We start from the raw sequence: 13,214 nt of genomic DNA on the forward strand, positions 1-13,214 counted from the left end.
GTTCGCGGTCGGCCGGTTGCTGGACACCAGTATGGCCCGAGGGGGGAGCGCCTCGTTGAGGACCTCGGCATGGGGCTAGCATCAGGTTACGTGGCGAAGGTAACGGATCTTGTCAAACGCTTGCTCGTGGGACGTGCCCTACGAAGCGGGCAGCTCCACGAGCAACTCCTGCCTAAACGGATAGCACTACCGGTTTTCGCGAGCGACGCGCTCTCTTCTGTGGCGTATGCGCCTCAGGAGATCCTGGTCATCCTGTCACTGGCCGGAGTCTCCTTCTATACATACAGCCCGTGGGTCGCGATCGCCGTCGTGGTCGTGATGCTCACGGTCGTGGCGTCGTACCGGCAGAACGTGCACGCCTATCCCAGCGGCGGCGGTGACTACGAGGTGGCGACCACCAACCTCGGCAAGAACGCCGGGCTCACCGTCGCCAGCGCGCTCATGGTCGACTACGTGCTGACCGTCGCGGTGTCCGTCGCCAACGGCGTCGACTACGTCGGCGCCACCATCCCGCTCGTGGGCGAGCACAAGCCCGCCATCGCCATCGTCATCGTCGTTCTGCTCACCGTGGTCAACCTGCGTGGGATTCGTGAATCCGGCGTCGCCTTCGCCATCCCGACGTACGCGTTCATGATCGCCGTGCTGCTCCTGATCGCCTGGGGCGGGTTCCGGCTGCTGGTGCTGGGCGATCAGCTTCAGGCGCCGAGCGCCCACTTCACCATCGAGCCCGAGCAGACCAACCTCGCCACCTTCGCCGCCGCGTTCCTGATCCTGCGGGCGTTCTCCTCCGGCTGCGCCGCCCTGACGGGGGTCGAGGCCATCAGCAACGGCGTGCCCGCGTTCAGGAAGCCGAAGAGCAAGAACGCCGCCACCACGCTGCTGATGATGGGCCTGGTCGCGATCACCATGTTCGGCGGCATCATCGCGCTCGGCCTGGCCTCCGGAGTGAAGGTGGCCGAGCCGTCCGTGGTCGCGGAGGACCTGCGCCTGCCCGACGGCACCCCCGTCGGCCCCGGCTACTACCAGCAGCCGATCATCTCCCAGGTGGCCGACGCGGTGTTCGGCGGCGGGTCGCTGCCGTTCGTGGTGATCTCGGCGGTGACGGCGCTGATCCTCTTCCTGGCGGCCAACACCGCGTTCAACGGCTTCCCGGTGCTCGGCTCGATCCTGGCGCAGGACCGTTACCTGCCGCGCCAGCTGCACACCCGCGGCGACCGGCTGGCCTTCTCCAACGGCATCATCATCCTGGCGGCGGGCGCGTGCCTGCTGCTGTGGGGGTTCCAGGCGGACGTCAGCCGGCTGCTGAACCTCTACATCGTCGGCGTCTTCGTCTCGTTCACGCTCAGCCAGACCGGCATGGTCATCCACTGGACCCGCCACCTGAAGACCGAGACCGACCCCAAGGTGCGCCACCAGATGCACCGCTCCCGAGTGATCAACTTCTTCGGCGGCATCATGACGGGGCTCGTGCTGGTGGTCGTGCTGCTGACGAAGTTCCTGGTCGGGGCGTGGATCGTGTGCCTGGCGATGCCGATACTCTTCCTCATGATGAAGGGCATCAGGCGCCACTACGACAACGTGGCCGCCGAGCTCGAGGTCACCGAGGACTACGAGCCGACCATGCTGCCCGCGCGCAACCACGCGATCGTGCTCGTCTCGAAGATCCACAAGCCGACCCTGCGCGCGCTCGCGTACGCCCGTGCCACCAGGCCGTCCACGCTGGAGGCCGTCACGGTGGGCGTCGAGGGCGAGGAGGCGCGCAAGCTGCAGGAGGAGTGGGAGCGGCGGGGCATCCCGGTGCCGCTCAAGATGCTCGACTCGCCGTACCGCGAGATCACCCAGCCCATCCTCGACTACGTCAAGACCCTGCGGCGCGGCTCGCCGCGCGACGTGGTGACCGTGTTCATCCCCGAGTACGTGGTCGGCCGCTGGTGGGAGCACCTGCTGCACAACCAGAGCGCGCTCAGGCTGAAGGCGCGGCTGCTGTTCAAGCCGGGGGTCATGGTGACGAGCGTGCCCTGGCAGCTGCACTCCTCCGACCGGCTCAAGGGCAGGCCCGAGCCGTTCGCCCCCGGGTCCGTGCGCCGGCCCTGGCACCAGGCCCTCAAAGATGAGGAGCGGCTCCGGGCATAGGGTGTCCATGTGGAACAGGAATCTCTCGAGCTGACGGTAGGTCCGGTCGCGCACGGCGGCTGGTGTGTGGCGCGCCACGACGGGCGCGTGGTGTTCGTCCGGCACGCCTTGCCCGGCGAGCGCGTCATCGCCCGCGTCACCGAGGAGACCGCCCGGTTCCTGCGCGCCGACGCCGTGGAGATCCTGGAGGCCTCGCCCGACCGGGTGGTGCCGCCCTGCCCGTACGCGGGCCCAGGGCGGTGCGGCGGCTGCGACTGGCAGCACGCCACGGTGGAGGCGCAGCGGCGGCTCAAGGCGCAGGTCGTGGCCGAGCAGTTGCAGCGGCTCGCGGGCATCTCGCGCGAGGTCGTGGTGGAGGAGGTGCCGGGCGCCAAGGACGGGCTCGGCTGGCGTACACGGGTGCAGTTCGCCGCCCGGCCCAGCGGCGAGCTGGGCTTCCGCCGGCACCGGTCACACGAGATCGAGGTCGTGGACGCCTGCCTGATCGCACATCCCGAGGTGGAGGCGGTCGGGGCCGAGCAGCGCTCCTGGCCGGGGGCGTCCGGCGTCGAGGTCATCGCGTCCTCCGCCGGCGACCGTGCCGTGGTGATCTCCCCCAAACCGCGGCGAAGTGTGACGGTGCCCGAGCTCGACGCGCCCGCCTCGATCCTGCTCGACGAGGGCAAGGGCCGTACGGTGCCGCGGCGCGGCTCCGGGGTGCTGCGTGAGCAGGTGGGCGACCGGGAGTTCCGGGTGGCGGGGAGCGGCTTCTGGCAGGTGCATCCGGGCGCCGCCGAGACGCTGGTGGACGCGGTGCTGGCGTACGCGGCGCCGGAGCCGGGGGAGTGGGCGCTCGACCTCTACTGCGGGGTGGGGCTGTTCGCGGCCGGGCTGGCCGAAGCCGTGGGGTCGTCCGGAGCGGTGTTCGGCCTGGAGTCTGACGCGGCGGCCGTACGCGACGCCCGCGCCAACCTCCGTGACCTGCCGCAGGCCCGGGTGGAGCGGGGGCGGGTCGAGGAGGCGCTGGACCGCTTCCAGATCGAGCGCGCGGACCTCGTGGTGGTGGACCCGCCCCGGGCCGGGCTGGGACGCGAGGTGGTGGAGCGGGTCGCCTCGCTGGATGCGCTGCGCATCGTGTACGTGTCGTGCGACCCGGCCACACTGGCGCGCGATCTCGCCTGGCTGGCGGAGCGCGGTTACCAGCTGTCTGATCTGCGGGCCTTTGATGCCTTCCCGATGACCCACCATGTGGAGTGCGTGGCGCTGCTGGTCAGAGCGTAGCTCATGACGATTCGCCAGGCGGGCCGCGGATGAACCGAAGGGAACACGGTGAAGAACCTCGTCGCTCGCCTGTGGCGGCTCATCCGCGGCCCGCTTCAGTGGCGGCTGCTGTGGCTGTGGCACGCCAAGTTCATGGTCGGCGTGACCGGCATCGTCCGTGACAGCGAAGGGCGCGTGCTCCTCCTGCGGCACCGCATGTGGCCCCCGGACCGGCAGTGGGGATGCCCGTCCGGCTACGTCAACAAGTCCGAGCGCTTCGAGGACACCGTCGTCCGCGAGGTGCGCGAAGAGACCGGCCTCCACGTCAAGGTGGGGCGTCTCCTGCTCCTCAAGAGCGGATACCGGCTGCGCGTGGAGGCGGTCTACGAGGCCGAGCTCGCCGGCGGCACGCTCACGATCGACTCCGTCGAGATCCTGGAGGCGAAATGGTTTTCGCCGTACGACCTCCCCGAGGGGGTGCAGGAGTCGCACAGGCTCCTGATCCAGCAGACCGCCACCGGCCCGCAGGGCTCGGCAGCCGCCGCTCTGTAGCCTGACGAGTACGACGCAAAGAAGCCGCCCTCCCCGTGCGGGGAGGGCGGCTTCTCGCTTGCACTAAAGGACCTTGCACCACATCCACACGCCGTCGATGTGGCATTTGTACCAGCCGTCGTCCGCTGGGTTCCACGCGTAAGCAGGACTGCTCGCCACGCCGATCGTGAGCAGCGTGGTGATGGACAGAAGGGCCAGAGCCAGTGCCCGGCGCACACCCCGGGCCGCAAACATGTTTCTCATGGCGCTCATGCAACACCCCGCCTCTTGGGCTCGTCTGAGACCCGACTTGGTGCGGCTCTTGAGCTGCAGGTCAGGCGGCCCACGCCGGAACCCTCCGGGGCCGGGGTGCGGCTGAGCTTGACCTCAGAGCCAGCCCATGCGCTGGGCGGTCCGGATGGCCTCCAGGCGGTTCTGCGCGTTGAGCTTGGTCATCGCGCTCGACAGGTAGTTGCGTACGGTGCCCTCGGTCAGATGCAGCTCGGCCGCGATCCGCGAGATCGTGGCCCCGTCGCCGGCCAGCCGGAGCGCGTCGCGCTCGCGCTCGGTGAGCGGGCTGTCCCCGGCGGCCATCGCCGCCGCGGCCAGCTCGGCGTCGAGGTAGCGGCCCCCGGCCTGCACCTTGCGGATCGCCATGGCCAGCTCCTCCGCCGAGGCGTCCTTGCCGAGGAAGCCGCTCACGCCCGCCGCCATGGCCCTGCGCAGGTAGCCGGGGCGGCCCAGGCTCGTCAGGATGATGATCTTGCATTGGGAGCTGATCCGCTCGGCCGCGCTGAGGCCGTCCATGCCGGGCATCTCGATGTCGAGCACGGCCACGTCGGGCCGGTGCTCGGTCACGGCGGCCGCGACCTCGTCGCCCCTGCCCACCTGGGCGACGACCTCGATGCCTTCCTCGAGGTCGAGCAGGGCCGCGATGGCGCCTCTGATCAGGTGCTCGTCGTCCGCCAGCAGCACCCGGGTCGTCATGCCGGCACCGCCGCCCGCAGCAGGTAGCGGCCCTCGGGCGTCGGCGCGGCCTCCAGGGTGCCGCCCGCCGCGCGCACGCGCTGGGCCAGGCCCGCCAGGCCGTTGGGCGCGTGCTCGCCCACCGGGCCGCTCAGCCCGTCGTTGGACATCTCCAGCACTCCGTCCTCGATCGTGATCGTGCAGCGTTCGGCATTGCTGTGCTTGAGCACGTTCGTCGCGCCCTCGCGCACGACCGTGGCGAGCAGCGTGCGAGCCTCCGGCGGCAGCGAGCCGGTCTCGGCCTGCACGGTACACCGTACGTCCGCCGCCTCCAGCACCGCGCGCACGCTGGCCAGCATCTCGTCCAGATCGACGGCCCGGTAGCTCTGCACGACCGAGCGCACCTCGCGCAGCGACTGCCTGGCCAGGTCGCGTACCGCGAACATCTCGTCGGCGGCCGCGCGGGCGTCGGCGGGCAGCGCGTGTGAGGCGTTCTCCGTGCGAGTCGCGATGTCGAGGAGGCTCTGTCCGAGCAGCGAGTTGAGGTCGTGGGCGAAGCGCAGCCGCTCCTCCGACACCGCCAGCCTGGACCGCGCCTCCTGCCCTTCGTAGGCCTCCTTGGCCACCCCCCACAGCCACAGGTTGGCCAGCATGCCGCCCACGCTGATGACGGTCAGCAGCGTCTGCACCAGGAGCAGCCCGAGCACGTTCGCGCCCAGCAGCCCCATGTAGAGGTTGAAGGCCACGACGGTCAGCACCGACGCGACGACGACGGTGCGCCTGCGCACGAACGGCGCCAACGCCGCCAGCCACGCCGGGACGGCCCACATGAGCCCGGTGACGGCGAGGACCAGGCCGATGATCCCGGCCACCGCCAGGATCGCCGTCGGACGTGCGCCGCCTCTTATGGCGATCCGGTGCGGCCGGGTCGCCAGCACGTTGAAGATCAGCAGCAGGACGGCGCCGGTCACGACGACCGGCAGGGGCACCCCCAGTTGCCAGCGGAGGTACAGGTCGTAGTAGCCGATGAGGGCGGCCAGCATGATGCCGTCGGTGGAGTAGACGATCAGCCAGCGGAGCTTGTCGAGCTTCGTCGCGCGCCGCATCACGTCGGCACCTCCGCGCGCAGCAGGAACTCCCCGCTCGGGGTGGGCTCCGCGGAGAACGACCCGCCCGCCGTGGCCAGCCGCTCCGACAGGCCGCGCAGGCCGTTGCCGGGGACGGGCGGCTGCTCGGGCACTCCGTCGTTGAGCATCTCGAGCACGCCGCCGTCGATGGTGATCGCGCAGCGGGTGGCGGTGCTGTGCTTCAGCACGTTGGTGGCCCCTTCGCGGACCGCCCATGCCAGCAGCGTCCTGGCGGACGGCGACAGGTTGTCCGCCCTGGCGTCGATCAGGCAGCGGGCGCCCGCCGCCTCGAGCGCGGCCCGCGCGCCGGTCAGCTCCTCGTCCAGGTCGAGCGTCCGGTATCCGTGCACCGCCTGCTGCACCTCGGTCAGCGCGTCGCCGGCCAGCCGGTGCACCTGGCCCATCTCGTCGGCCGCCCGCTCGGCGTCCTTGGTCGCCAGCTTGGCGGCCAGCTCGCTCTTCAGCGAGATGACCGACAGGCTGTGCCCGAGCAGGTCGTGCAGGTCGCGGGCGAAGCGCAGCCGCTCTTCCGACACCGCCAGCCGGGCCTTGGCCTCCTTGCTGTCGTGGGCGTCCCTGATCGTCCACCAGAGCCAGCGCCAGAGCAGCATCGCGGCGGTCATCACGACGGCGCTGATCGCCTCGGGGATCAGCACATCCGGCCAGGTCCGGTCGCTGATCGCCACGATGTAGCCGCTGACCAGGCCGACCACACCCACGCCCAGGCAGAAGGTCACGGCCAGCGGGACGTAGAGCGCCGCGGCCGACAGCCAGAGCACCCCCATCTCCAGCCAGCTAGGTGTGTCCTGCAGCGGCTGGTGGGGCACCAGCGCGACCGCGACCGCCGCGAACACCGTCGCGATCAGCAGCTTGGGCGTGGGACGGTCCGGCCTGGCGTCATAGGCGTCCCTGAGCAGGAAGGGGAAGAGCCCGAAGAACCCGAGCAGGCAGACGATGGTGGTCGTCGCGTTGAGGGGGGAGATCCGGCCGGCCGTGGCGTGCACCAGCGTGAGGGTCACCATCAGCAGGCCTAACAGGCCGACCGCGGCGTCCATCCAGTAGAGCAGGAGCTTTCGCGCCGTCTCCGGACGCGCCGCCATCACGTCTCCCCCTGCTGCCGGAACCTCATCGGTCCCGGAAATCCTATCTTCAGGGAGGGGTGCGCCAAAGAATTCGTGACACGTCGGGTTTCGGAGCGACTCCGCGCAGCGACAGCCAGGCCAGCCCGTGGCGGGCGGCGTACGCGGTCAGCGTGCGGGCGTCGATCTCGTTCAGGTCGCCCGAGTCCGTCAGCACGGGGGTCAGCGCGATGCGCTCCCACGCCTCGTCGGGGTCGGCCAGCCCCTGGGCCTGCGCGATCTGGTCCCGCGCGGCCAGCACGGACTCCGCCATCCGCTGCAGGCGGCCGTCGGCGGAGCCGCGCTGCTCGATCTCGGCCAGGAGGTTGACGGTGCCGATCTCGGCGCCCGCCTGGCGGGTGGCGCGCAGCATCGCCACGTCGTCCGCGTCCAGCCCGTCCTGTCCCACCGGCAGGGTGAAGCTGACCTGGAGCGGCCGTTCGCGCTGCATGGCGTAGATGGCCCGCGCCCGGCGCAGCACGGCGGCCCTGTCGTCGCTGTCGTGGACCTCGAAGTCGACGGTGCCGGCGTCGAACGCCCCCACCACCCTGCGGTAGGCGGAGGCCAGCCCGCCGGGCCTGGTGCAGGTGTCGGCCAGCTCCCGCCCGTCGGGGCCGCCGAACACGGGCGCGGCGTCGCCGCCCAGGGCCCGGAGCCGGCCGATCCGGTTGGCCACCGGGTTCTTGCTGGGGTCGAGCGGGTCGGAGTCGGACGGGCCGTGCCACTTGGGCACGCAGCCGTCGTCGCCCGCCACGAGGTGGCCGAGCGCGTAGTGGCGCACGCCGGTGCGCCGGGACTCCTTGGGCAGGTCGAAACCGGGTTCGCGGGCGGTGTCGACGAATTCGACGAAGCCGGCGGGCGGCTCGTCTGCCACCGGTGGCGAGACGGCAGGGGAGTGCCTCACCACCGGCGGCGGCTTCGGTGCGGGGCTGGCGTCCGCCGGGAGCATGCGCCAGGCCATGCCGGTGACCCCGGTGAGCGCGAGCGCGCCGAGGATCGAGAGCGGGCGCGGGAGCATGCCCGGCTCCCTCGTGTGCCGTGGCATAGGCAACCCCGTGTGGTCAGTCGGCTACGTAGCGGCGTTGCCCGGAACGCTAGCAAGCTCGCGGGGCTCCGGGCGGGGCTTTTCCGGCACGCGTCCGTTGTGTACGCATAATGGCGTCATGAAGCTGCGGATCTTCACCGAGCCCCAGCAGGGCGCGACATATGACGACCTGCTCACCGTCGCCCAGGCCACCGAACGGCTGGGTTTCGACGCTTTCTTCCGTTCCGACCACTACATGCGCATCGGCCCCGGCGACCCGGGGGCCGGCTCCACCGACGCGTGGATCACCCTTGCCGGCCTGGCCAGGGAGACCTCGAGGATCCGCCTCGGCACTCTGGTGACACCGGCCACGTTCCGGATGCCCGGGCCCTTGGCGATCAGTGTCGCGCAGGTCGACCAGATGAGCGGCGGCCGGGTCGAGCTGGGCTTCGGCACCGGCTGGTTCGACAATGAGCACGCGGCGTACGGCATCCCGTTCCCGCCGCAGCACGAGCGGTTCGGGCGGTTCGAGGAGCAGCTCGAGATCATCACGGGCCTGTGGACCGCGGAGAAGGGCTACTCCTTCGAGGGCAGCTACTACCGGGTCGCCGACTCTCCCGCGCTGCCCAAGCCGGTGCAGAGCCCCAGGCCGCCGATCATCATCGGCGGTTTCGGCGCCAAGCGCACTCCGCGGCTGGCGGCGACGTACGCGGACGAGTACAACCTGCCGTTCCGCACGCTGTCCGACACGGCCGAGGGCTTCGGCCGGGTGCGCGAGGCCGGCGAAGCGGCCGGGCGCAGCCTGGTCTACTCGGTGGCGCAGACCACCATCGTGGGCCGCGACCGGGCCGAGATCGAGCGGCGCGCCGCCGCCGTCGGCGAGAACCCCGACACACTGCGGGAGAACGGCCTGGCCGGCACCCCGGCCGAGGTGCTGGAGAAGATCGGGAAGTTCGCGGAGCTGGGCGCCGAGCACGTCTACCTGCAGATCCTGGATCTGTCGGACCTGGAGCACCTGGAGCTGATCGCCGCCGAGGTGCTCCCGCACGTCCGGTAATCGAATGGCGGCGCTTCGCGGGGGTACGGCAGACTTGGGGCGTGCTGCTGATGATCACGACCACCGCGAGGCCCGCCACCGACCTGGGTTTCCTCCTGCACAAGCATCCCGAGCGGGTGCAGGAGTTCGGCCAGTCGTTCGGCACGGCCACGGTGTTCTACCCCGAGGCGGGCGACGAGCGCTGCACGGCGGCGCTCCTGCTCGAGGTGGACCCGATCGCGCTGGTCCGGTCGCGCGGCAAGAGCTCGCCCGACTTCAGCCTGTCGCAGTACGTCAACGACCGCCCGTACGCGGCCTCCTCGCTGCTGGCCGTGGCGCTGGCGGACGTGTTCCGCACCGCGCGGGCCGGCCGGTGCAAGGCCAGGCCGGAGCTGCCCGGCACGCCGCTGCCGCTTGAGCTGCGGCTGCCCGCGCTGCCCTGCAGGGGCGGCCCGGAGCTGGCGGCGCGGCTGTTCGAGCCGCTCGGATGGGAGGTGGACGCGCAGGCGCTGCCGCTCGACGAGGGCTTCCCCGAGTGGGGACAGTCGCGCTACGTCCGGCTCACCCTGCGCGGCACGGCGCGCCTCGCCGACGCGCTCAACCACCTGTACGTGCTGCTGCCCGTCCTCGACGACGGCAAGCACTACTGGATCGCGCCCGACGAGGTCGACAAGCTGATCAGGGCCGGTGAGGGATGGCTGCACGGCCACCCAGAGCGCGGCCTGATCAGCCGGCGCTACCTCGGGCGGCGCTGGGCGCTGGCCCGCACCGCGCTGGCGCGGCTGGCCGAGCTGGGCGACGAGACCGAGGAGGAGCTGGAGCCCGCGGTCGAGGAGGACGCGCCCGCCGGGGAGAGCGCCGCCGACGAGGCGGCCGCCGCGGAGGCGGAGTCCCAGGGCGACGCCCCCTCGGAAGAGGTCTCCTCCGAAGAGAAGGCCCCCAAGAAGACCCCGCTGAACGTCACGCGCCGCGAGGCCGTGCTCGCCAAGCTGGAGGAGCTGGGCGCGGCCAGCGTGATCGACCTCGGCTGCGGCCAGGGCGAGCTGGTCGGCGCGCTGCTGGCCAGGCCCAGGTTCGCCCGGGTGGGCGGCATGGACGTGTCGTCGATGGCCCTCACCATCGCCGCCCGCAAGCTGCGCCTCGACCGCATGCCCGACAGCAAGCGCGCCAGGCTCACCTTGTTCCAGGGCGCGCTCACGTACACCGACAAGCGCCTGTCCGGCTACGACGCCGCGGTGCTCATGGAGGTGATCGAGCACGTCGACCCGCCCCGCCTGGCCGCGCTGGAGAACGTCGTGTTCGGCCACGCGAGGCCCCACCACGTGCTCGTCACCACCCCCAACATCGAGCACAACGTCCGCTACGAGTTCCTGACCGGCCTGCGCCACCCCGACCACCGCTTCGAGTGGACCCGCGCCGAGTTCGCCGCCTGGGCCGCCCGCGTGGCCGGCGAGTACGGCTACCAGGTCGCGTTCGAGCCGGTCGGCGAGGACGACCCCGAGGTCGGCCCGCCCACCCAGATGGGAGTGTTCACCCGTGATCAGCGTTCCTGAGCTGTCCCTGGTGGTGCTGGTCGGCGTCTCAGGCAGCGGCAAGTCGACGTTCGCCGGGAAGCACTTCAAGCCCACCCAGGTCATCTCCTCCGACTTCTGCCGCGGCCTGGTCGCCGACGACGAGAACGACCAGGCGGCCACCCCCGCCGCCTTCGACCTGCTGCACCACATCGTCGGCGTGCGGCTGGCCAGGGGCCTGTTCACCGTGGTCGACGCCACCAACGTCCAGTACGCCGCCCGCAAGAGCCTGATCGAGCTGGCCAAGCGGCACGACGTGCTGTGCGACGCGATCGTGCTCGACGTGCCGGAGGAGGTGGCCATCGAGCGCAACGCCGCCCGCCCCGACCGCGACTTCGGCCCCGGCGTGGTGATCCGCCAGCGCAAGGACCTGCGGCGCTCGTTGAGCAGGATCTCGAACGACGGCTTCAGGCGGGTGCACGTGCTGCGCGGCCTGGACGAGATCGACAGCGCGGCGATCAGGTACGAGAAGGCGTGGTCCGACAGGACCGAGCTGACCGGCCCCTTCGACATCATCGGCGACATCCACGGCTGCCGCTCCGAGCTGGAGACGCTCCTGCGCAAGCTCGGCTGGGAGGGACTCACGCACCCGGAGGGCCGCACCGCCGTGTTCGTCGGCGACCTGGTGGACCGCGGGCCCGACACTCCCGGCGTGCTGCGCCTGGTGATGGACATGGTCGAGGCGGGCACCGCGATCTGCGTGGCCGGCAACCACGAGCAGAAGCTGGTGCGCGCGCTCAACGGCCGCAAGGTCAAGGTCGCGCACGGCCTGCAGGAGTCGCTCGACCAGCTCGCCGAGCAGCCGCCCGAGTTCGTGGAGCGGGCGAGGACCTTCATGGACGGCCTGCTCAGCCACTACCGGCTCGACGGCGGCCGCCTGGTCGTCGCGCACGCGGGACTCAAGGAGGCCTACCACGGCCGCGCCTCCGGCCGGGTGCGCTCCTTCGCCCTGTACGGCGACACCACCGGCGAGACCGACGAGTACGGCCTGCCGGTCCGCTACCCGTGGGCCGAGGAGTACCGCGGCAGGGCCATGGTCGTCTACGGCCACACCCCCACGCTCCACCCCGAATGGGTCAACAACACGATCTGCCTCGACACCGGTTGCGTCTTCGGCGGTCACCTGACCGCGCTGCGCTACCCCGAGCGCCAGATCGTCCAGGTCCCCGCGGAGCAGGTCTGGTACGAGCCGCTCAAGCCGCTCGGCGGCCCCGGCCGCGATCCCGGCATGCTGGACATCAACGACGTGACCGGCACCCGGTACGTCGAGACCGGGTTCGGCCCCCGGGTCAAGGTCCTGGAGGAGAACGCGGCCGCGGCCCTGGAGGTCATGAGCCGGTTCGCGGTGGACCCGCGCTGGCTGGTCTACCTGCCGCCCACCATGGCGCCGCCGGAGACGTCCAAGCTGGACGGCTACCTGGAGCACCCGCACGAGGCGTTCGAGGAGTTCGCCGCCGCCGGGGTGCGCGAGGTCGTGTGCGAGGAGAAGCACATGGGCTCCCGGGCCGTCGCCGTGCTGGCCAGGACGCCGGAGGTGGCGGCGGCCAGGTTCGGCGTGACGGACGGCAGCGCGGGCGCCGTCTACACGCGTACCGGACGGCCGTTCTTCCACGACATGGCGCCGCTGGTCACGCGGCTGCGCGAGGCGTGCGAGCCGCTCTGGGCCGAGCTCGGCTCGGACTGGGTGGTGCTCGACTGCGAGCTGCTGCCCTGGTCGGCCAAGGCCGGGGAGCTGATCAGGTCGCAGTACGCCTCCGTCGGGGCGGCCGCCCGCGCCGCGCTGCCCGAGGCGGTCTCGGCCCTGGAAGCGGCGGCCGGGCGCGGGCTGGATGTGGGCGGACTGCTCGCCCGCACCCGCCGCCGCTCCCACAACGCTGCCCTGTTCCGCGACGCCTACGCACGATACTGCTGGCCGGTCGACGGCCTGGAGGGCGTCCGGGTGGCGCCGTTCCAGATCCTGGCCTGCGAGGGGCGGGCCACGGCGCTGGAGCCGCACGACTGGCACCTGTCCACGCTGGCGCTGCTCGACTCGCCGCTGATCACCCAGACCCGGCACGTCTTCGTCACGCTCGACTCGCCGGAGTCCCGGGCTGAGGCGACCGCGTGGTGGGAGTCGCTGACGGCGGCGGGCGGCGAGGGCATGGTGGTCAAGCCCGCCACCTACGCGGGCGGCCGGGTGCAGCCGGGGGTGAAGGTGCGCGGGCGCGAATACCTGCGCATCATCTACGGCCCCGACTACACCGAGTCGCTCGACGTGCTGCGCAGGCGCTTCCTGGGCAAGAAGCGCTCGATGGCGCTGCGCGAGTACACGCTGGGGCTGGAGGCGCTGTCGCGGCTGGCCGAGGGGGAGGCGGGCTGGCGGGTGCACGAGCCGGTCTTCGCCGTGCTGGCCCTGGAGTCGGAGCCGGTCGACCCGCGGCTTTAAGGGCCTGGCCTGCGGGTATGTCCCCGACACCTCGGGGAGGACCT

General features: G+C 71.5%; 11 protein-coding genes. 6 read left to right on the forward strand and 5 right to left on the reverse strand.

Features of this window, described 5'->3' with window-relative positions; genetic code table 11:
* Window positions 1-90 precede the first annotated feature (90 nt).
* The 3 genes from ABD830_RS48785 to ABD830_RS48795 are packed head-to-tail and all read left to right on the forward strand — an operon-like array spanning window position 91 to window position 3,924.
* A complete protein-coding gene (locus tag ABD830_RS48785; RefSeq protein ID WP_345002426.1) occupies window positions 91-2,133 on the forward strand; it encodes an APC family permease in 2,043 nt (680 codons plus the stop codon).
* A gap of 9 nt (window positions 2,134-2,142) precedes the next feature.
* Window positions 2,143-3,393, forward strand: a complete 1,251-nt coding sequence (locus ABD830_RS48790; RefSeq protein ID WP_345002427.1) for a class I SAM-dependent RNA methyltransferase — start codon at window positions 2,143-2,145, stop codon at window positions 3,391-3,393.
* 48 nt (window positions 3,394-3,441) lie between these two features.
* Entirely contained in the window at window positions 3,442-3,924 is a 483-nt protein-coding gene (locus ABD830_RS48795) for an NUDIX domain-containing protein (protein WP_345002428.1), read from the forward strand.
* A 63-nt stretch (window positions 3,925-3,987) separates the two neighbouring features.
* Here the strand turns inward: ABD830_RS48795 and ABD830_RS48800 are convergent, their stop codons facing one another.
* The 5 genes from ABD830_RS48800 to ABD830_RS48820 all read right to left on the reverse strand — a co-directional run bounded on the left by ABD830_RS48800 (window position 3,988) and on the right by ABD830_RS48820 (window position 8,132).
* Window positions 3,988-4,167: a hypothetical protein gene (locus tag ABD830_RS48800; protein ID WP_345002429.1), complete on the reverse strand. Its 180-nt coding sequence runs from the start codon at window positions 4,165-4,167 to the stop codon at window positions 3,988-3,990.
* A gap of 123 nt (window positions 4,168-4,290) precedes the next feature.
* On the reverse strand, window positions 4,291-4,890 hold the full coding sequence (locus ABD830_RS48805) for a response regulator transcription factor (protein WP_345002430.1): 600 nt from the start codon (window positions 4,888-4,890) through the stop codon (window positions 4,291-4,293).
* On the reverse strand, window positions 4,887-5,975 hold the full coding sequence (locus ABD830_RS48810; RefSeq protein WP_345002431.1) for a sensor histidine kinase: 1,089 nt from the start codon (window positions 5,973-5,975) through the stop codon (window positions 4,887-4,889). The genes ABD830_RS48805 and ABD830_RS48810 overlap by 4 nt, the downstream gene beginning before the upstream one ends.
* A complete protein-coding gene (locus tag ABD830_RS48815) occupies window positions 5,975-7,096 on the reverse strand; it encodes a sensor histidine kinase (protein WP_345002432.1) in 1,122 nt (373 codons plus the stop codon). The genes ABD830_RS48810 and ABD830_RS48815 overlap by 1 nt, the downstream gene beginning before the upstream one ends.
* Window positions 7,097-7,145: 49 nt before the next feature.
* Window positions 7,146-8,132 carry a glycoside hydrolase family 18 protein gene (locus tag ABD830_RS48820; RefSeq protein ID WP_345002433.1) on the reverse strand — a complete coding sequence of 329 codons (987 nt, stop codon included), beginning with the start codon at window positions 8,130-8,132 and terminating at the stop codon, window positions 7,146-7,148.
* A 145-nt stretch (window positions 8,133-8,277) separates the two neighbouring features.
* Between ABD830_RS48820 and ABD830_RS48825 the strand changes: the two genes are divergently transcribed.
* The 3 genes from ABD830_RS48825 to ABD830_RS48835 are packed head-to-tail and all read left to right on the forward strand — an operon-like array spanning window position 8,278 to window position 13,170.
* The gene (locus ABD830_RS48825; protein ID WP_345002434.1) at window positions 8,278-9,195 is read left to right on the forward strand and encodes an LLM class F420-dependent oxidoreductase; all 918 of its coding nucleotides are present in this window, start codon (window positions 8,278-8,280) and stop codon (window positions 9,193-9,195) included.
* Window positions 9,196-9,245: 50 nt separating this feature from the next.
* Window positions 9,246-10,727 carry a 3' terminal RNA ribose 2'-O-methyltransferase Hen1 gene (locus ABD830_RS48830; RefSeq protein ID WP_345002666.1) on the forward strand — a complete coding sequence of 494 codons (1,482 nt, stop codon included), beginning with the start codon at window positions 9,246-9,248 and terminating at the stop codon, window positions 10,725-10,727.
* Window positions 10,711-13,170 carry a polynucleotide kinase-phosphatase gene (locus ABD830_RS48835; protein ID WP_345002435.1) on the forward strand — a complete coding sequence of 820 codons (2,460 nt, stop codon included), beginning with the start codon at window positions 10,711-10,713 and terminating at the stop codon, window positions 13,168-13,170. The genes ABD830_RS48830 and ABD830_RS48835 overlap by 17 nt, the downstream gene beginning before the upstream one ends.
* Window positions 13,171-13,214 lie beyond the last annotated feature (44 nt).

It is taken from the genome of Nonomuraea helvata, from assembly GCF_039535785.1.
Taxonomy (GTDB): Bacteria; Actinomycetota; Actinomycetes; order Streptosporangiales; family Streptosporangiaceae; genus Nonomuraea; species Nonomuraea helvata.

What these genes read in the sequence shown, in the direction of transcription:
- ABD830_RS48800 (WP_345002429.1), bottom strand. Translation starts at nt 4,167, where the DNA reads ATGAGAAACATGTTTGCGGCCCGGGGTGTGCGCCGGGCACTGGCTCTG.
- ABD830_RS48805 (WP_345002430.1), bottom strand. Translation starts at nt 4,890, where the DNA reads ATGACGACCCGGGTGCTGCTGGCGGACGACGAGCACCTGATCAGAGGC.
- ABD830_RS48810 (WP_345002431.1), bottom strand. Translation starts at nt 5,975, where the DNA reads ATGCGGCGCGCGACGAAGCTCGACAAGCTCCGCTGGCTGATCGTCTAC.
- ABD830_RS48815 (WP_345002432.1), bottom strand. Translation starts at nt 7,096, where the DNA reads ATGGCGGCGCGTCCGGAGACGGCGCGAAAGCTCCTGCTCTACTGGATG.
- ABD830_RS48820 (WP_345002433.1), bottom strand. Translation starts at nt 8,132, where the DNA reads ATGCTCCCGCGCCCGCTCTCGATCCTCGGCGCGCTCGCGCTCACCGGG.
- ABD830_RS48825 (WP_345002434.1), top strand. Translation starts at nt 8,278, where the DNA reads ATGAAGCTGCGGATCTTCACCGAGCCCCAGCAGGGCGCGACATATGAC.
- ABD830_RS48830 (WP_345002666.1), top strand. Translation starts at nt 9,246, where the DNA reads ATGATCACGACCACCGCGAGGCCCGCCACCGACCTGGGTTTCCTCCTG.